Annotated in this window: 17 protein-coding genes; 4 read left to right on the forward strand and 13 right to left on the reverse strand. The window is 53.3% G+C overall.

Annotated features, from left to right (window positions below; genetic code table 11):
- Positions 1-88 precede the first annotated feature (88 nt).
- From THS27_RS06620 to THS27_RS06630, 3 genes are read left to right on the forward strand one after another with little or no spacing between them, the layout of a single operon-like run.
- Positions 89-2,374 (forward strand): EAL domain-containing protein, encoded by a 2,286-nt coding sequence (locus tag THS27_RS06620; RefSeq protein ID WP_085589104.1) that lies wholly within the window; start codon positions 89-91, stop codon positions 2,372-2,374.
- Complete coding sequence (locus THS27_RS06625; RefSeq protein WP_085589105.1) at positions 2,371-3,480, forward strand: ABC transporter substrate-binding protein; 1,110 nt, start codon at positions 2,371-2,373, stop codon at positions 3,478-3,480. Before THS27_RS06620 ends, THS27_RS06625 begins: the two co-directional genes overlap by 4 nt.
- Positions 3,477-5,429, forward strand: a complete 1,953-nt coding sequence (locus THS27_RS06630; RefSeq protein ID WP_085589107.1) for a sensor histidine kinase — start codon at positions 3,477-3,479, stop codon at positions 5,427-5,429. Before THS27_RS06625 ends, THS27_RS06630 begins: the two co-directional genes overlap by 4 nt.
- Positions 5,430-5,569: 140 nt before the next feature.
- On the opposite strand, the gene THS27_RS06635 is transcribed toward THS27_RS06630, so the two are convergent.
- From THS27_RS06635 to cyoA, 13 genes are all read right to left on the reverse strand, one after another.
- A complete protein-coding gene (locus tag THS27_RS06635; RefSeq protein WP_085589109.1) occupies positions 5,570-5,917 on the reverse strand; it encodes a hypothetical protein in 348 nt (115 codons plus the stop codon).
- An 89-nt stretch (positions 5,918-6,006) separates the two neighbouring features.
- On the reverse strand, positions 6,007-6,258 hold the full coding sequence (locus THS27_RS06640; protein WP_085589112.1) for a GIY-YIG nuclease family protein: 252 nt from the start codon (positions 6,256-6,258) through the stop codon (positions 6,007-6,009).
- A 7-nt stretch (positions 6,259-6,265) separates the two neighbouring features.
- Positions 6,266-7,048: an SDR family NAD(P)-dependent oxidoreductase gene (locus THS27_RS06645; RefSeq protein WP_085589114.1), complete on the reverse strand. Its 783-nt coding sequence runs from the start codon at positions 7,046-7,048 to the stop codon at positions 6,266-6,268.
- 73 nt (positions 7,049-7,121) lie between these two features.
- Positions 7,122-7,733 (reverse strand): 2-dehydro-3-deoxy-6-phosphogalactonate aldolase, encoded by a 612-nt coding sequence (locus THS27_RS06650; RefSeq protein ID WP_085589116.1) that lies wholly within the window; start codon positions 7,731-7,733, stop codon positions 7,122-7,124.
- Between the two features lie 48 nt (positions 7,734-7,781).
- A complete protein-coding gene (locus THS27_RS06655; protein ID WP_246832868.1) occupies positions 7,782-8,726 on the reverse strand; it encodes a 2-dehydro-3-deoxygalactonokinase in 945 nt (314 codons plus the stop codon).
- A gap of 115 nt (positions 8,727-8,841) precedes the next feature.
- Complete coding sequence (locus tag THS27_RS06660) at positions 8,842-9,834, reverse strand: Ldh family oxidoreductase (protein WP_085589118.1); 993 nt, start codon at positions 9,832-9,834, stop codon at positions 8,842-8,844.
- Between the two features lie 162 nt (positions 9,835-9,996).
- Entirely contained in the window at positions 9,997-10,575 is a 579-nt protein-coding gene (locus tag THS27_RS06665; RefSeq protein ID WP_085589120.1) for a TetR/AcrR family transcriptional regulator, read from the reverse strand.
- Between the two features lie 2 nt (positions 10,576-10,577).
- Positions 10,578-11,051 carry a MaoC family dehydratase gene (locus THS27_RS06670; RefSeq protein WP_246832869.1) on the reverse strand — a complete coding sequence of 158 codons (474 nt, stop codon included), beginning with the start codon at positions 11,049-11,051 and terminating at the stop codon, positions 10,578-10,580.
- A 171-nt stretch (positions 11,052-11,222) separates the two neighbouring features.
- Complete coding sequence (locus THS27_RS06675; RefSeq protein ID WP_085589124.1) at positions 11,223-11,999, reverse strand: SURF1 family protein; 777 nt, start codon at positions 11,997-11,999, stop codon at positions 11,223-11,225.
- 90 nt (positions 12,000-12,089) lie between these two features.
- Complete coding sequence (gene cyoD / locus THS27_RS06680; RefSeq protein ID WP_085589127.1) at positions 12,090-12,491, reverse strand: cytochrome o ubiquinol oxidase subunit IV; 402 nt, start codon at positions 12,489-12,491, stop codon at positions 12,090-12,092.
- Positions 12,488-13,111 carry a cytochrome o ubiquinol oxidase subunit III gene (gene cyoC / locus THS27_RS06685; protein ID WP_085589129.1) on the reverse strand — a complete coding sequence of 208 codons (624 nt, stop codon included), beginning with the start codon at positions 13,109-13,111 and terminating at the stop codon, positions 12,488-12,490. The genes cyoD and cyoC overlap by 4 nt, the downstream gene beginning before the upstream one ends.
- 10 nt (positions 13,112-13,121) lie before the next feature.
- A complete protein-coding gene (gene cyoB, locus THS27_RS06690) occupies positions 13,122-15,125 on the reverse strand; it encodes a cytochrome o ubiquinol oxidase subunit I (protein ID WP_085589131.1) in 2,004 nt (667 codons plus the stop codon).
- A 75-nt stretch (positions 15,126-15,200) separates the two neighbouring features.
- Positions 15,201-16,301, reverse strand: coding sequence for a ubiquinol oxidase subunit II (cyoA, locus tag THS27_RS06695; RefSeq protein ID WP_085589133.1), 1,101 nt, complete (start codon positions 16,299-16,301; stop codon positions 15,201-15,203).
- 394 nt (positions 16,302-16,695) lie between these two features.
- Between cyoA and THS27_RS06700 the strand changes: the two genes are divergently transcribed.
- Entirely contained in the window at positions 16,696-18,036 is a 1,341-nt protein-coding gene (locus THS27_RS06700; protein WP_085589134.1) for an MFS transporter, read from the forward strand.
- The last annotated feature ends 9 nt before the right edge of the window (positions 18,037-18,045 follow it).

Raw genomic sequence — 18,045 nt, forward strand, 5'->3', positions numbered from 1 at the left:
CACCTAATACATTTGTATATAATTAGCGTTTTATGATGAAAAAAACTACCCGTTTGGTTAATGGGATAAAGCAGAAGGGTTTCCGTCCTTGGGCAACGACGAATTTATTTTTCTCGACGACGACAACAATGCACCTTTGCCATGCGAGCAAAATACACAGCACGGTACATTGTCGCCGTGGCGGATCCTGATTGTCGATGATGATATTGATGTTCATGAAATTACCGAACTGGCCCTGTATGATCTGACCTTTCTGGGTCGTCCGGCAACACTTTTGCATGCCTACAGTGCGCACGAAGCGGCACATATTCTTGCATCTGAAACCGACATCGCCATTATTTTGCTCGACGTTGTAATGGAGACAAGCGACGCGGGTTTAAAACTGGTTGGTCATATCCGCCAGAATATGGGGTTACGAAATGTGCGCATTATTCTGCGCACCGGCCAGCCAGGCCTGGCCCCGGAAATGGACGCAATTACCAAATACGATATTGACGATTACAAGACCAAAACCGAACTTACCCGAAACAAGCTGTTTACCTCTATTACCACGGCGTTGCGCTCGTTCGAGCGCATGCAAAAACTTGATGCCAACCGTGCCGGTCTGGAAAAAATCATAGCTTCCAGCAATGAATTTCTGTCACGACGCGGCTTACGTAACTTTGCCGAAGGCGTCATTACACAATTATCCGGCCTGATGGATGTACAACCCGAGGGCCTGGTGTGCGCCATTGGCGGCGGCGAACACCTTGACCTTCTTGATCATCAGCAACCTTCCCGTACCGACCAGATCCAGATCATCGCTGCCGCCGGGCGCTATAGCGACATGATTGGCCTTGATCTTGAAGAACTGCATTCCAACGACATTGTGACAGCCCTGCGCGACTGCATGGCACAGAAAAAAACCCTTATTCTACCTGGGTGTATCGTCCTGTATCTTTATGTCCGCGAAGGTTATGCGCTGGCTGCCTATATTGGCGCGCCAGAACCCATCAACAGCCTGGACCAGCACCTGTTATCGGTGTTTTGTGGCAATTTGACCCTGTGCGCGGAAAACATACAACTGGTCGAAAAACTCAAACGCCGTGCCTATGTTGACGAACTGACCAATCTTGCCAACCGCACGGCCATCCTTGACGCCATGTCGTCAGTTCTAAACGACCCAAACCCGCAGCCCAATTCGCTGATCCTGATCGATTTGCAGTTATTTGCCGAAATCAACGACGTGTTAGGCCATTCCTATGGCGACCGTCTGTTGTGTGCCGTGGGAAAACGCCTATCAACTGTTCTTCCTGATTGCATCGTCGGGCGGATTGCAGCCGACCTGTTTGCCGTTATTGGCCGCAGTGAAATGTTAACCCAGATTTCAATGTCCGCCATTTTCACCGCACCGTTTAACATCGAACATTTTGAATTACCCATTCGGGTTGCCGCCGGGTCAACCGAACTGACAGCCGACGGGCAAAAAACCGCACTGGACTGCATGAAGCAGGCCTATATCGCCCTGAAGCGGGCAAAATCCAGCGGATTTGGGCAAGTAACCAAATATGATCCGCAACTGGCCGAGATTACCCGTAACCGCGCCAAACGGCTGGGCGGTTTGCAGATGGCTATCGAACGGAACCAGTTGGAGGCCCATTATCAACCCCTGATCGATTTCAAAACCGGCAAACCTTGCGGAATGGAAGCACTGCTACGCTGGCGCCGTGAAGATGGCAACCTTGTTCCCCCGTGCGATTTTATCCCCCTTGCGGAATATTCGGGCCTTATCCGCCCCATTGGGGACTGGGTTATGCGCGAAGCAATGGACATGATTGGTAAAGTACATGCCGCCGGTTTCACCGACATGCGCGTATCCATCAATGTTTCCAAGGTTCAGATGGTTGCCGACGATTTCATCGAGAAACTTGAACGCCAGTTAAACCAGTCCACAATTGCCCCGCAATTTGTGGAAATTGAAATTACCGAAAGCGCCTGCGACCTTGGCATTAACGACCTTGAAACGTTGCTGGGTCGTATTCGTGCCCTGGGTGTTTCCATTGCCATCGACGATTTTGGCACCGGCTTTTCGTCCCTGTCCTATCTTGACCGCCTGCCCGTTGACAAACTTAAAATCGACCGCTGTTTTGTTACCCCGCTTGATATCGAAAACGACGGCAGCCGAATTGCCGAACTGATCATTCCGCTAGGCCATCGTTTGGGCATGAAAGTGGTCGCAGAAGGCATTGAAACCGAAAAGCAGGCGCAAAAACTGCGCGATATGTCGTGCGATATTGCTCAGGGCTTTCTTTATGGTCGTCCCATGCCAGAAGCCGACATAATGGTTTGGCTTCAAAATTTCGCCCCCCTCGCAACATCAGGGGCAAATTCATGAGCCGTTTTACATATTTAAAAATCATAGTTCTGCTTGCTGTCCTGATGTTAACCGGCTGCGGCGACCCGGAACCGGTCAAAATAGGGTTTATTGCAGGGTTATCAGGTGCGGGTGCAGATACCGGGCTGGCGGCGCGCAATGCCCTTATAATGGCGATTGACGATGTAAACGAGCACGGCGGCATCAATGGCCACCCGGTTGAACTAATTATTCGCGACGACGAAAAAAGCGGCACGGTCGGGTACCAGCGCGTGAAGGAATTTCACGAACTTGGTGTTAGTGCCATCATTGGCCCTATCATAAGTTCGGTCGGATCGGGCATGTTACCGGCAATCAACGAACATAAAATTGTCACCATATCGCCAACCGTTTCAGCGATGGAACTGTCGAACAAGGATGACTATTTGTTTCGGATGAGTTCGACGGACCGTGATAACGCACGCGCCTATGCACAACATCAGCACGATTTGGGGCGCCGCAAAATTGCCCTTGCCCTGGATCGTTCAAACGCAGCCTTCACCGAAAGCTGGGCCAACGAATTTGAACAGTTTTTTGCACAGGATGGAGGCATTGTTGTTAACCGCGTGTCGTTCAATGACGACGAAAAAACAGGATTTTCCAATCCTGCACGTCAGCTTCTGACGTCCGGGGCGGATGCCTTGTTGTTGGTTGCCAATGGCTTTGACAGCGCACAACTGGCCCTGCAAATTCGTAAATCCGGTTCAAAGCTACCCATCATTGCCGCAGAATGGGCCGCTTCGGAAGAACTGATTGCGATGGGGGGAAAGTCGGTCGAAGGCATGGAAGTTTTAGAAAGCTATGACCGCAACCATCAGGCTCCGCATTTTCGCAATTTTGTGACCACCTATCAGCAACGGTTTAATGTCCATCCGGGATACGCCAGCATTGCCACCCATGACGCTGCCACCATGTTATTTGCCGGGTTAAAACATCAGGCACAAGATGGAACGCCACTTAAGGAAGCATTATTGCGCCTGCGCGAAATTCAGGGATTACAACATTTACTGACTTTCAATGAATACGGCGATTCAGAAGGCCAAAGCGTTCACGTTATCATCCAAAATGGCCAGTTTGTTATCCAATGAACATCATCAGGCCTTATCATTTTCGGACATGGTTAATCCTGTTGCTGTTTACGACGTCGTTAGTCACTTTTCTGGTGGTTGGCGGCGTCATTTTGCTGGTAAAAATTCCGCAAATTCGCAGCAGCCATCAGGCAGCCATCAGTCAGGCCGCGACGGAAATTACCAACCGCATCGAAACCGTGCTGAATTTTGTGGAATCCGATCTTGATCTGGTTAGTCATGCCCTGTCGCAATTGCCACATGATGCCGTTCAGAAAGCCATTTCCCATCCCCGCAAGGGCAGGTTTGATGCGTTTTACATTATCCATCAAAATGGTGAACTTTCAGCGGCCTATATTCGCAGTGCCGATCAGGACCGCTGGCGCGAACTTTCCGGTCTGGATCTGTCGCATAATATTCTGTTTCAACAAGCATCGGTTTCCAGCCACCCTGTCTGGAGCGACCGTTACCTGTCCGTTATTACGGGCCGCATGACCGAGGCCGTCGCCATCAAGGCCTCGGAAACCGGCGATGTTATTATTGGCGAGCTATCCATTCGGCAGCAAATAAACCTTGATCACAGCTTCGCCAGCAACCGTTCCATCAGTTTTTCCATCATGGACAGTAATGGTGAAATTATCGCCGATAGCGACCTTGACGCCCAGCGCCAAACTTTTATGCCACAGGTTTCAGGCATTATTCAGCAGGGTAAAGGTACACCATCCAAACTGGGGCATGTGCTGATAAACGACATTAATTATGATGTCGCCTCTAAATATTCCAACGTCCTTGGCTGGTATTTTACCGCCCGTGTCACCACCGGCCTCGACAATCCGGAAATTCGCAGCCTGACCGAAATTGTCGTTGCCTGTTTTGGTGGTTCATTGATCATTGGCCTGATTATGGTGCCTTTATGGGCCCGTATCATGGTGTCGCCGTTAAATGGCATCGTTGACCATGCCTCGCGCACGGCACGCGGGGCAACACTGCCGCCGCGTAAAAAAGGCGGTGTTTACGAATTTAACCGCCTGTCATCCGATCTGGACCGGCTGGCAACGGCGGTGCGCATCCGCCAGCAGGAACTGGGCCGATTAAATGACGGATTGGAACTGCGCGTTCTTGAACGAACCGCCGAACTTGAACATATCAACAACGAACTATCATCAACCCTAAAGGCGCTTGGGCTAACCCAGGATGAACTGATACAATCGGAAAAAATGGCTGCACTTGGCCGGCTGGTTGCGGGCATTGCCCACGAGCTAAACACCCCCTTAGGCAATAGTCGCATGGCCGTTACCACCCTGGCCGACCAGAACATTGCCTTTGGTAAAACCTTGCAAAACGGTTTGCGAAAATCCGACCTCGACGATTATCTGGCCCAGGTGCAAACCCTGACCACCATGATCGAACGCAATATCATGCGTGCGGGCGATTTGGTGAGCAGCTTCAAACAGGTTGCAGTTGACCGCACATCATCACATCGGCGCCGGTTTTCTGCCCGCGAGGTCATTGATGAAACGATCCTGACGCTGACGCCATCTTTAAAAAACCAGCCCGTGACGATTGAAAAACACATTGAAACCGACGTCACATTAAACAGCTTTCCCGGCGAATTTGGCCAGATCATAACCAACCTGATCGACAATGCGCTAATCCACGCCTTTGAACCGGGTCAAACGGGCACCGTCACGGTTCACATGGCCGACGCGCCTGATCGCGAAGATGCTATTTTGCTGGAAATAATTGATAACGGCAAAGGAATGCCACAGGACGTGCTGGATCGTATCTTTGATCCGTTTTTCACTACCCGCATGGGAACCGGCGGAACCGGCCTTGGCTTATCAATCGTCGCAAACGCCGTTACCTCGCTATTGGGCGGCTGTATTACCGCCACCAGCACACCGGGCGAAGGCACGTGCTTTCGGGTGATTTGCCCCTATACGGCACCTGACAATACCGAAAAGGCCTAAAGCATACGGCGTGTTCACCCCGGCGAACCGATAAAACAAAACCCTGCCCGCGTACATAACGGGGCAGGGTTTTGTCATTTTAAATACGGCCCAAGCCCGACCGGCATTTCGTAAAACGCCAATCATGCTGCATATCCGGTTTAATGATCGGACGTATTCACAAAATGTTCGGCAAGGCCGGTATCGTATGTCATGCCTTCCGCCGTCAGAACCACGGTTTGCGGATACCCTTCATGGACCAGCCCCTTGCGTGCCAGCGCCACCCAGACCGACGGGTTGCTAAACCCGCTGGCGTCGCGGGCTGCGACAACAAATTCGCCCACATGCACATGGTCACCATGGCCATGCGGCGCACGGGTGATCGTCCCTTCGCCTGTTTCGGCGTCAATAACGCCCGAATTGGGGTCTTTGGCCAAAATCTGTGCCAGTGCAAGGGTGCGGGCCTGCAAGGCATTCAGTTTTTTGGGGTTGGCTTTTTGTACCGGCATTGCTGTGTCCCTGGCAAAAAGGTTGAACGGGTTTTATCGCCTGACTTAGCCGCAAACACGCCTTGGCATCAAGCCCGTATTTGCAATTATCACGGTGTCGCAAGCTGTTTGCGCAGCTTGCGATCCCGCTTTAAATGCCATTCGCGGCTCATGGCCTGCCCAAAGGTGCGAAAGCGTTCAATATAAACCACTTCCCATTGCCGCCCCCGGGTGGTTTTGGCCCCCTTGCCGCCGTTATGGGCGGCAAGGCGGGCCTCAACATCGGTGGACCAGCCCACATAGGTGCGCGGGCGGGCAACCCCCAATTCGCGCAACACATAGACAAAGGTCCGGTCAGCCATCGGGCCTTCAGCCCATGGTGGAATTAAAGGCCCCACCATCCAGAAGAACATTCTGGCCGATCATGAAGCGCACATGTTCGCTGCACATAAACGCACAGGTCGCGCCAAAATCCAGCGGGTCGCCAAACTTACCGGTTGGCAAAGCCGCCTGCGCACGGGTGCGGGCTTCATCAAGCGTAATATTTTCGGTTTTGGCCCGGTTGCCCATCAGGGCACCAATGCGGTCTGTATCATGCTGGCCAGGTAACAGGTTGTTCATCACAACACCGTCTTTCGCCACCTGGCGTGCCGTGCCGGCCACAAACCCGGTTAAACCCGCACGCGCGGCATTGGACAGCCCCAACTGCGCAATCGGCGACTTTACCGACCCCGATGTAATATTAACAATACGGCCCCATTTGCGCGAAATCATGCCGGGTAAAACCGCTGTTGCCAACAAAATTGGCGTCAGCATATTGGACTGGATGGCAGCCTGCCATTCATCCTGGCCCCAGTCTGACCAGACACCAGGGGGCGGCCCACCGGCGTTATTGACCAGAATATCGGCATCCGGGCACGCTTCAAGCACCTTGTTGCGGCCTTCTTCGGTGGTGATATCGACGGCAACGGTCTGTACATTCACCCCAAATGTGTCGCGAATATATTGTGCTGTTTCTTCCAGCGGGCCTGCACTGCGCGCATTAAGCGTCAAATCGACGCCAGCTTCGGCCAGTTTAATGGCGCAGCCGCGCCCCAGTCCCTTTGACGAGGCACAGACAATGGCCTTACGGCCCTTAATTCCAAGATCCAATGGATCCTCCCATGACTTGATCAGTTTGATCGATAACGCGAAGATAGCCCGTCTCCCCGCTCATCGTCAAAGATCAATGGCGATAAACCGCGTCATAGGTATAAACATACTCAATTGCCCGCTTGCCAACCTCGTCGGCACTCATTCCCGGTTTATAAATACCCGATCCCAACCCGAAACCGTTGCATCCGGCCTTGGCAAAATTGGAAAAATCAATTGGCTCTACCCCGCCCACGGCAAAAACCGGCATATCCTTTGGCAAAACGGCACGCATCGCCCCAATACCCTGTGCGCCGACCTGGCTTGCGGGGAAAATCTTAAGCCCATCGGCACCGGCCTTGATCGCGGCAAAACATTCCGTCGGGGTCATCACCCCGGGCCACGACCCCATTCCGCATTCCTTGGTGCGTTTAATCACTTCGATGTCGCAATTGGGCGAAACCACAAATTGCGAATTAATTTTCTGCAAGCGGTCAACATCCTCGACCGTTAAAACCGTTCCGGCACCAATTTTGGCGGCATCCCCCACGGCCGCCTTCATGGCAGGAATAGCCTCGAACGGGTCGGGCGAGTTTAACGGAATTTCGATCAGGGTAATTCCGGCATCGACCAGTGCACGGGCAATGTCGCCCGCCTCGGAGGAATGAACCCCGCGCAAAATGGCAATCAGATTACGATGTGACATCACATGATCCTTTCCGATCAGAACGTTTTCCCATTCGGGCGTGCCTTTTTATTTAACCAGAACGGCATAAGCCCGGCGTAACCCGCCAAGGGTTGCGGCTTCCGCATCAATTATCGCAGCATCAAAATCATGGGTGGATAATGCCTGGCGATATCGCGCGGCCAGTTTTCCATCGCCGATCAGGGCAATGCTATCCCCTTTGGTAAGTCTTGCAACAATGTCGGCAATTTCACTGCCAATAATATACCCCGACAATTGCGCCGCCCCACTGGCACCATCTGTGGCCCCCACAAGCCCGCCTGCACGAATGGTAAACAAGCGGTGCAACAAGTCGCCCGATGCCCCGGCAACGTCTTTTACCGCTTTATCAAAGACCTGGGCATCCTCGTCGCCCTGCATCGAATGGCGCAAAATCGACTGTTGCGACAACAGGGCAAAAACCTCGCCGCTCATATAGGTACGAAATGCAGTGATGCTGCCGCTGGTTATATGCGCCCATTTACTATGCGTACCAGGCAAACAGACCCAGCCGGTAAAATCGGGATTGTCAGCCATAAACCCCACCAACTGGGTTTCCTCGCCGCGCATCACATCGGGGTCATCCACCTGTTTCAATCCCGGCAAAATATAAACAGCCAGCCCGGTTTTACTTAACGCCGGCTGCACCGCCCCCCCCGCCAACGAGGATGGCCGGGCAGGCAGGCTGGCATAAGGGGCCTCGCACCAACCCTGTTTGGCCCCGGCCATGCCGCATATCACCACCGGAATGCCCGCTGTGGTGCCGTCATTGGCATCCGCTATCCACGGCGCAACCAAATCCCGCAACACCGCTTCAAAGCCACCATCGGTTATTTTGTTCAGGCCAAGATCAGAGTCACGTCGCGCCAAAATTGCCCCGGCCCCGTCCATTGCCCACAGGCGCAAATTGGATGTACCCCAGTCAACAGCAATCCATTCAAGCTGGTCGGATATCGTATTGTGCGACGGTGCCACGTTTACCTGCCCATTGTGTTTTGGAAATTTTATTTATTTCCTCATACGATTAAACCCGATTTAGCCCGATGTACATACCGCAAATAGAAAACTGTACATGCGGATATTGCCATCTTTACAAGGTCTTGATCAGCGCAATCACATCATCTTCAACGTCAATGCCGTCTTGTGCAGCCTGCGCACGCGCGCCCTGCCCCCGGCGACCAGGCAGGCGAACGGCAGGGTCGCTGGCAATTTCGCTGGCCAAATAACCAATACGTTCCAGTGGATTAAATCCAGGTGCGGTTGCCTTGGGGTCTATGGCAATAATCATGTGTCCCAACGCAGGCGGTTCGCCCTTGTCATCAAACAGCGACGATGCCTCGTGGGAAAAATGTGCCCCGGTCAACCCGGCTGACAATATTTCAACCATCAACGCCAAAGCCGCCCCTTTGGCATCCCCTGCGGGCACCATTGTACCGGCAAGGGCGTCATTGGCATCGGTGGTGGGGTTGCCATCACGGTCCAGCGCCCAGCCTTCGGGAATATCCGATCCCTTTTGTTTGGCAGCCATAATTTTACCGCGTGCGACCTTGGATAAGGCAAGGTCAACCACAATCGGGTCGCCACCTGGAACCGGGGTGGCAAAAGCCAGCGGGTTGGTGCCATACATCGGGCGCAAGCCACCCCATGGGGCCATTGCCGCCGGGGCATTGGCAACCATAATCGCCACCAGCCCCTGCTGGGCAAAACGTTCAACCGTCAACCCCATCACCCCGGCATGGTGCGACCGGCGAATGGACGCCAGGGCAATGCCTTGCGTACGCACCATTTCGGGTAACTCGGCTACGGCCAGGTCAAGTGCCGGATAGGCAAATCCAAAAGCGGCATCTATCGCCAGAATGCCCGGTGCCGGGCGTGAAAAAGTCGGGGTAACCTGCCCGTCGGTTTTACCGGCACGGGCCTGTTTGCTATATGCTTCAACCCGGCGCAGGCCATGCCCACCCTGCCCTGCGGCCTCGGCAGCGACCAGCGCGGTTGCCACCGACGCAGCATTAGACGGGGAAACATTATTGCGAACAAGCGTATCAATTACCAACTGGCGGGCATCAGACAGGGACAAAAGCATGTGGGGCTACCTTGGCATGTGGGACAGGCCGCCAATGCCCCCGTAAGCCGGCAACATCTGGCAAACCAAATTCAGTTTCCCCACATTAACCAGTCACACGGATGCCGACCAGCAATGTTTGACAATAAATTCAACAGCTAACCCGTCAACACGCCCGGCCATTCACGGCGCACACCGATCACGCAATTTCAGCTTCGATGCTTCCAGAATGTCATCCGACAGGTCGCCATCCCTTACCATACGGGCCAAAATTTGCGCGCCGATCATCTCAGAAATGGCCGATAATGCTTCGGTCCGGCGGGTTGCCTCGTCCGCTTCGGGCATGACCTTTGCAATCATATCAATCAACTGCTCCAACCCTTCGGAAAAGACGCTTTGCACCCCTTCTCCGTGGCGTGTTGCATCGGGGGCAAGGGCAGCAAAGGCACAACCGGCACCGGGGTTATCGCGCTGGGATGCGGTCAAATAACGGTCAACCAGGGTGCCAAACGGATCATCCGGGTTATTATCAAGCTGCTTTTGCCAGTAAAGCCGGGTTTTATCCAGCGCGGCCCGGCTGGCTTCGGCTTCAAGATCCAGTTTCGATTTGAAATGGCCGTAAAACCCGCCATGCGTCAGCCCGGCAGCTTTCATGATGTCAACCAAACCAATCCCGTCAAAGCCCTTCTCGCGAAACAGGCGCGATGCGACCTCCAAAATCCGGACCCTGTTTTCAGCGGCCTGTTCCCGGCTTACGCGCATGATCAGCCCTCCATTAACGGTTTGCGCGGCACAACAATCGTGGCTTCAAGTTCCTGCAACACGTCGCCCTTTGCGTTCAGGGTCAGGCTTTTCATCACCACCCGTCCGCGTTCCGGGCGGCTTTTCGACGGTGTAAGCGACATAATTTCACTTTCGACATGCAGCACATCGTCAGGCCGGGTGGGGCGTGGCCATTTCACCACAGCATTGCTGCCTATGACGCCACTGGAAAACGGCGTTGATTGCACAATCAGCTTCATTGTCAACGCCGCGGTATGCCAGCCACTGGCGGCCAGGCCACCAAACAGGGTACCTTTGGCAGCATCGTCATCAAGGTGAAAAGGTTGCGGATCAAACTGGCGAGCAAATGATATAATCTGATCGGCATCCAAGGTATGAGTGCCGCTTGAAAATCGCTGTCCCACGGTCAAATCTTCCAGATAAAAACCCGGAGCGCTTTGATCTTTTTTGGCCAAAATGGGATCCTCCGGCAAATATGCGCGTCGCATTATTCATGACGATCATCATTTTATAGCAAGTCAGCACCACATTTGCACGTTCAAAACATGCATACAGGCTACAATCCCGATGTAGCAAACCCTGGAAAACCCGATTGCAATCGACAGGTACCGCCGCCAATGCCGAAATCAGTGATCGTTACTGTTTTTTTTGCCCCCGCGCAGGGCAAAAACAGCCCCCGCAGCCACCATCAATGCCAGAACAGTCCAGGTGATGGCATAAATCAGATGACTGTTATGAAACGTAATTTGCGTCAAACCGCCCAATGGTAATCCGCCGGGGTTTTTGCTGTTATCGGCATCAATGAAATACGGGGCAACGTTGGCCGGGTCCAGACCATGAAACTGCGCCATGGCCTTCACATCGCGCGAATACCAGCGATTATCTTGTGGCACGTTATCGCGCAGCGCGGTTCCACCGGCCTCGTTCATTCGCAACAGGCCGGTTACGGTAACAACACCGTCCGGTTGGCCTTGCTGGCGTGTTGCGGCATCCTTACGGTCTGTTGGCACAAAACCCCGGTTAACCATAACAATGGTGCCGCTGTCATCGCGCACCATTGGTGTCATCACCCAATATCCCGCACCATAATCGGTCGCTGCGTAAACAACTGTTTCCTGATCATTCAGGAAATGACCGGTTACGCGAACATGACGATATTCGTCGTCTTCAGCATTAATTTCGGCCCACTGTGCCCGACCGGGGGCCGTTTGTGCCGGGGCGGCCACCCGTGTTGTCACCCGGTCAATCAGGTCCAGCTTCCAGGCCCGTCTTTCAACCTGCCACACCGCCAGGGCAACAAAACCGCAAAACAGAATCAGGGCAATAACCCCAATCACGATCCGCGCGGTTAAGGACCGCTGCGTCGACGGCCCGGAAGACACGGAAGATGATGGTTGTGACATCAGACAACACTTTCAATTGGCAACCGATAACGTAACAAAAAAGGCGCGCCAGGTTCCCCCGCCGCGCCTTGAATTTCAAAACCGTGCCGATTAAGGCATGGTTTTCATCATGCCTTCGGTCATGGCGGGCATCATGTTGGTATTCAAATGATACATCACCCACAAGGAACCGCTAATGGCAATCGCCACAATCACGATGGTAAAGATCAGGGCCAACATGGTCCAGCCACCTTCGGATTTGCTGTTCATATGCAGGAAGTAAACCATGTGAACCACAATCTGCACCACGGCCAGCAACATCACCGCAAGGGCGGTTGCCGTCGGGCTTGACAGGACATCGGCCATCACCAGCCAGAACGGAATCGCCGTCAGGATAACCGACAGGATAAACCCTGTCATATACCCCTTGAACGAACCATGTCCTTCGGTTTCGCCGTGGCCATGATCATGTCCGTCATGCCCGTGGGAATGTTCAGTTGCGTGCGAGGTCATCCCAGAACTCCCATCAGATAGACGAATGAAAACACCCCGATCCAGATCACATCCAGGAAGTGCCAGAACAGGCTAAGGCACATCAGGCGGCGTTTGTTTTCCGCACCCAGGCCATATTTGCCAACCTGAACCATCAGCGTAATCAACCAGATAATACCGACCGTTACGTGAGTTCCGTGGGTGCCAACCAGGGTAAAGAAAGACGACAGGAACGCGCTGCGCTGCGGGCCGGCCCCTTCCATAATCATGTGCGAAAACTCGTACAGTTCGAGCCCGACGAAAGCCGCACCAAACAGCCCGGTAATACCAAGCCAGACCAGTGTTGCCTGCTTTTTGTCCTTTTCCATCGCCAGCATGGCAAAGCCATAGGTGATGGACGAAAACAGAAGCATCGAGGTGTTGATCGCGACCAGCGGCAAATCAAATAGCTGCTGCGGGCCGGGCCCGGCCGCATAATTGCGACCAAGCACCCCGTGGGTTGCGAACAGGACCGCAAAGATGAGGCAATCGCTCATCAGATAGATCCAGAATCCAAGCATCGTGCTGCTTGGCGCGTGCGGTTCTTCCTTGGCAAGGAAGACCGGCGTTTGCGTTTCATGAACGGCGGTTTGCGTAGCCATTATCGAGTTCTCACGCCTGTTTTGCCAGAAGCTTGGTACGTGCTTCTTCGGTCTCGATCACTTCTTCCGCAGGAATGTGGAAGTCACGGTCGTAATTGAACGAATGCCCGATGGCGACAGCGATCATGCCGACAAATGCCAGGATGGCAAGCCACCACATATGCCAGACCATGCCAAAGCCAAGTGCCACAGCCAGGGCGGCAATAATGGCCCCCGTCCCCGTGCCTTTCGGCATGTGGATGGATTTAAAGCCTTCGGTCGGACGGACAAAGCCACGCTGTTTCATATCCCACCACGCATCATGGTCATAAACCACAGGCGTGAAAGCATAGTTATATTCAGGCGGCGGCGAGGAAGTTGACCATTCAAGGGTCCGGCCATGCCAGGGGTCACCGGTTTCATCGCGCAACTTGTCGCGGCGCATGACACTGACAACCAGCTGAATAACGAAAGACCCAATGCCACAGGCGATCAACACAGCACCAAAGGCCGCAATAACAAACCAGATCTGCAATGACGGATCATCGAAATGGTTCAGGCGGCGGGTAACGCCCATCAGGCCCAGAACATAAAGCGGCATGAACGCGAAATAGAAGCCGATGAACCAGAACCAGAACGACATTTTGCCCCAGAACGGATCAAGTTTGAAACCGAACGCTTTCGGGAACCAGTAGGTGATACCGGCGAAAACACCGAACACCACGCCACCAATGATCACGTTATGGAAATGCGCAATCAGGAACAGGCTGTTGTGCAACACAAAGTCAGCCGGCGGAACAGCCAGAAGAACACCGGTCATGCCACCGATCACAAAGGTAAGCATGAAGCCGATGGTCCACAGCATTGGTACTTCAAACCGGATGCGGCCCTTATACATGGTAAACAGCCAGTTGAACATTTTCGCGCCCGTCGGGATCGAAATGATCATGGTGGTGATACCAAAGAACGAGTTCACGCTCGCCCCGGAACCCATGGTGAAGAAGTGATGCAGCCAAACCAGATAGGACAGGATCGTGATCACCACGGTCGCATAGACCATCGAGCTATAGCCAAACAGACGCTTGCCGCAGAAAGTTGCAACGATTTCTGAAAATACACCAAAGCAGGGCAGGATCAGAATGTACACCTCGGGGTGACCCCAGATCCAGATCAGGTTGATATACATCATCACGTTGCCGCCCATATCATTGGTAAAGAAATGGGTGCCGACATAACGGTCAAGGGAAAGCAGAACCAGAACAGCGGTCAAAACCGGGAACGCGGCCACGATCAGAACGTTGGTGCAAAGTGCGGTCCAGGTGAAAACCGGCATTTTCATCATCGACATGCCAGGCGCGCGCATTTTAACAATCGTCGCGATCAGGTTAACCCCGGAAAGCAGGGTCCCCAGACCGGCGATTTGCAAGCCCCAGATGTAATAATCAACGCCAACGCCGGGGCTATGCGAAATATCGGATAGCGGCGGATAAGCCAGCCAGCCGGTTTTTGCAAATTCACCAACAAACAGCGAAATCATGATGATGATCGCGCCAGCAGCCGTCATCCAGAAGCTGAAATTGTTCAGATACGGGAAGGAAACGTCGCGGGCACCAATTTGCAGCGGCACAACAAAGTTCATCAAACCGGTGACGAACGGCATCGCGGCAAAGAAAATCATAATCACGCCATGTGCGGTAAACACCTGGTCATAATGGTGCGGCGGCAAAAACCCTTGCGAGTCGCCAAACGCCATGGCTTGCTGCGCACGCATCATCAGTGCGTCGGAAAAACCGCGCAACAGCATGATCAGGCCCAGAATGATATACATCACGCCGATCTTTTTATGATCAACGCTGGTAATCCATTCCTGCCACAAATAGGTCCATTTACCGAAATACGTGATCGCGCCCAGAACAGCCAGGCCGCCAAGCACGACACCAATAAATGTCACGACCAGAATTGGTTCGTGATAGGGGAATGAATCAAGGGAAAGCCGACCAAAGATCAACTTTAACAGATCCGGATTTGAAGGCATCGGTTTACTCTTCTTTTCAATTCGGCTGTGCCAGGCACAGCCGACAAGGTCCGATAAACTAGGATCGCGGTTCGATCAGGGCTTCGCAGCGTCACTGCCATTTTCAGGCATATCCGCCATCGGCTCGCCCGGGGCAGCATGACCGTCATGGTTCATTCCGGCCATCGGTTCGCTTTCGGCAGCGTGGTCCCCGTGCGACATCGCATCGTGGGACATGCCCTCCATCGGCGCTTCCATGCCCGAATGTTCACCATGGGACATATGGCCGCCCTTGGCATCGATCATCATCATCTCGTTCATGCACATCTTGGACGTATCAACGCACATGTTAACCACAGCATTAAACAATTCCGGGTCGACGTGACTATAATAATGTACCGGCTCCGCCGTGGTCGGCTTAGCCAGGTCCAGATATTGCGCACGACCAAGGTCGCCTTCCCCGTCTGACTTTACCTTGGCAACCCAGTTGTCAAAGTCAGCCTGCTTCATGCCATGAAACTTGAAATGCATGTCCGAAAAGCCAGCCCCGCTATAGTTTGCAGAGAAGCCCTTATAGACGCCTTCCTTGTTGATCACGGCGTGCAGCTTGGTTTCCATGCCCGCCATCGAATAAATCTGACCGGCAAGGGCAGGAATATAGAACGAGTTCATAATCGACGAGGACGTGATTTTGAAGTTGATCGGAACGTCAATCGGCGCTGCCAGCTCGTTAACTGTCGCAATGCCCAGTTCCGGATAGATGAACAGCCATTTCCAGTTCATCGAAACGACTTCAACGGTCAGCGGCTTCATTTCCTGTGTAACAGGCCGCGCCTCATCAAGCCGGGCAAGAGGACGATACGGATCAAGCGCATGCGTGCTAACCCAGGTGATCGCGCCCAACGCAATAATAATAAGCAACGGCGCGGACCAAATAATCACTTCAAGACGGGTGGAATGGTGCCAATCGGGTTCGTATTCCGCGTCTTTGTTTGACTGACGGTATTTCCAGGCAAAAAACACAGTCAATGCCATCACCGGAATGATGATGATGAGCATGAGAATGCTGGAGACAATAATCAGGTCGCGTTGCTGCACCGCAACGTCGCCCGAGGGGTGCATCACAACCAGATTGCATCCGTTTAACAGAAGCAAAAGAGGTGCAATCAGCAGGCCGCGTGAAAGTTTTGATGACATACGCTTGATCTTTTGACCAGTCTCAGGACGAGACCATTTGCAAACAAAACAGCAATATCCGCATTGCGCCCCAAGAGCCCCAATCACGTCAATTGCCTGTCGTTCCCGGATTCAGTTTCAAAAACAAGACGGTAAAATACCGCCATGTCTGACGAAAATTAAGCTGGTCAAATTCCAACCAGTGCCCGGATTGCTACATCCGACCGCCAATTTTGTCAACCCCGACACCCCAGCTTTTCCGCCACATTTGCCATGCCTCTGCGTCATAAGTCACATTCCCAATCAAGAGGCGATTTGACACCAATGCTTTACAGGCTCATAGTTGTTCTAAGACCAATTCCAAATCTGGCTTTGACCCAACCATAAAGGTCATAAAACACAAAGGGAGGGGTATATGAGTTATCCCAGTCAGTCTTACGCAGCGGCGTCCTCCTCACAACTCGAGCGTGATGTTCGCCAGCTTTCAACGCGTACCCAGGTCGACCCCGGCAAGATAGCTTTGGGTGTCATTATTGGTCGCACGTCGGAATTTTTCGACTTTTTCACATATTGCATTGCAGCAGTAATTGTATTTCCCCGCCTACTGTTCCCGGCATACGATCCGGTTACCGCGACGCTTTATTCCTTCGCTATTTTTTCGCTCGCCTTTATTGCCCGTCCGGCAGGCTCGCTTTTGTTTATGGCGGTTGACCGGCGCTATGGCCGGGGTGCGAAACTCACAGTTGCAATGTTCCTGCTTGGTGGTTCCACCGTCGCCATTGCCTTTATTCCCAGTTATGAAAGCGCTGGCGTATTGGGTATTTACCTGCTTTGCGCGTTCCGTTTTGCCCAGGGTCTTGCCCTTGGCGGCGCATGGGATGGCCTGGCATCTCTTCTGGCACTCAACGCACCACAAAACCGCAAGGGCTGGTACGCGATGATGCCTCAACTGGGCGCGCCACTGGGCTTTATTGTGGCAGCCGGGCTGTTTGCCTACTTCCTGATGACGTTAAGTGATGCCGATTTTATCGACTGGGGCTGGCGTTATGCCTTCTTTGTCGCCTTTGCGATTAATGTTGTCGCTTTGTTTGCCCGCCTGCGCCTGGTGGCAACCACCGAATTTGGTCATCTGCTTGATCAAAACGAACTTCAGGCCGTACGCGTCACCGACACGTTCAAGGTTCATGGCCGCACCATTTTGCTCGGCGCCTTCCTGCCACTGGCAAGCTATGCCCTGTTCCATCTGGTCACCGTGTTTCCGCTAAGCTGGGTCAGCCTTTATACCGACCATTCCGTTGGGCGGTTTCTGATTGTTCAGCTTGTTGGCGCGGTTATCGGTATGGGCACCATTGCCGCATCGGGTATTATTGCCGACCGTATTGGCCGCCGCAAGCTGCTGGGCATTTGTGCCGTTGTTATTGGCCTTGGCAGTTTTGCCGCTCCGTTCCTTTACGAAGCGGGCGCAATTGGCGAAGACATCATTGTGCTGGGCGGTTTTGCCATTCTCGGCCTGTCCTTTGGTCAGGCAGCGGGGGCGCTGGCATCAAACTTCCGCCAGCAATATCGCTATACCGGGTCGGCCATCACCTCTGACCTTGCCTGGTTGATCGGGGCTGGTTTTGCGCCGCTGGTTGCCCTGTTCCTGTGTGATCGCTTTGGTCTGATCATGGTCGGTGCCTATTTGCTGTCTGGTGCGATCTGCACGTTGATTGCGCTTTATTTCAACAAACAGATGGTTGAAACCCAGGCTGACTAGCCACACAAT

Origin of the sequence: Thalassospira sp. MCCC 1A01428, from assembly GCF_002115825.1 — a bacterium.
In the GTDB taxonomy this organism is placed as follows: Bacteria; Pseudomonadota; Alphaproteobacteria; order Rhodospirillales; family Thalassospiraceae; genus Thalassospira.

Coding starts and splice junctions, on each gene's coding strand:
- THS27_RS06625 (WP_085589105.1), top strand. CDS start 2,371: ATGAGCCGTTTTACATATTTAAAAATCATAGTTCTGCTTGCTGTCCTG.
- THS27_RS06630 (WP_085589107.1), top strand. CDS start 3,477: ATGAACATCATCAGGCCTTATCATTTTCGGACATGGTTAATCCTGTTG.
- THS27_RS06635 (WP_085589109.1), bottom strand. CDS start 5,917: ATGCCGGTACAAAAAGCCAACCCCAAAAAACTGAATGCCTTGCAGGCC.
- THS27_RS06640 (WP_085589112.1), bottom strand. CDS start 6,258: ATGGCTGACCGGACCTTTGTCTATGTGTTGCGCGAATTGGGGGTTGCC.
- THS27_RS06650 (WP_085589116.1), bottom strand. CDS start 7,733: ATGTCACATCGTAATCTGATTGCCATTTTGCGCGGGGTTCATTCCTCC.
- THS27_RS06660 (WP_085589118.1), bottom strand. CDS start 9,834: ATGCTTTTGTCCCTGTCTGATGCCCGCCAGTTGGTAATTGATACGCTT.
- THS27_RS06665 (WP_085589120.1), bottom strand. CDS start 10,575: ATGCGCGTAAGCCGGGAACAGGCCGCTGAAAACAGGGTCCGGATTTTG.
- THS27_RS06675 (WP_085589124.1), bottom strand. CDS start 11,999: ATGTCACAACCATCATCTTCCGTGTCTTCCGGGCCGTCGACGCAGCGG.
- cyoD (WP_085589127.1), bottom strand. CDS start 12,491: ATGACCTCGCACGCAACTGAACATTCCCACGGGCATGACGGACATGAT.
- cyoC (WP_085589129.1), bottom strand. CDS start 13,111: ATGGCTACGCAAACCGCCGTTCATGAAACGCAAACGCCGGTCTTCCTT.
- cyoB (WP_085589131.1), bottom strand. CDS start 15,125: ATGCCTTCAAATCCGGATCTGTTAAAGTTGATCTTTGGTCGGCTTTCC.
- cyoA (WP_085589133.1), bottom strand. CDS start 16,301: ATGTCATCAAAACTTTCACGCGGCCTGCTGATTGCACCTCTTTTGCTT.
- THS27_RS06700 (WP_085589134.1), top strand. CDS start 16,696: ATGAGTTATCCCAGTCAGTCTTACGCAGCGGCGTCCTCCTCACAACTC.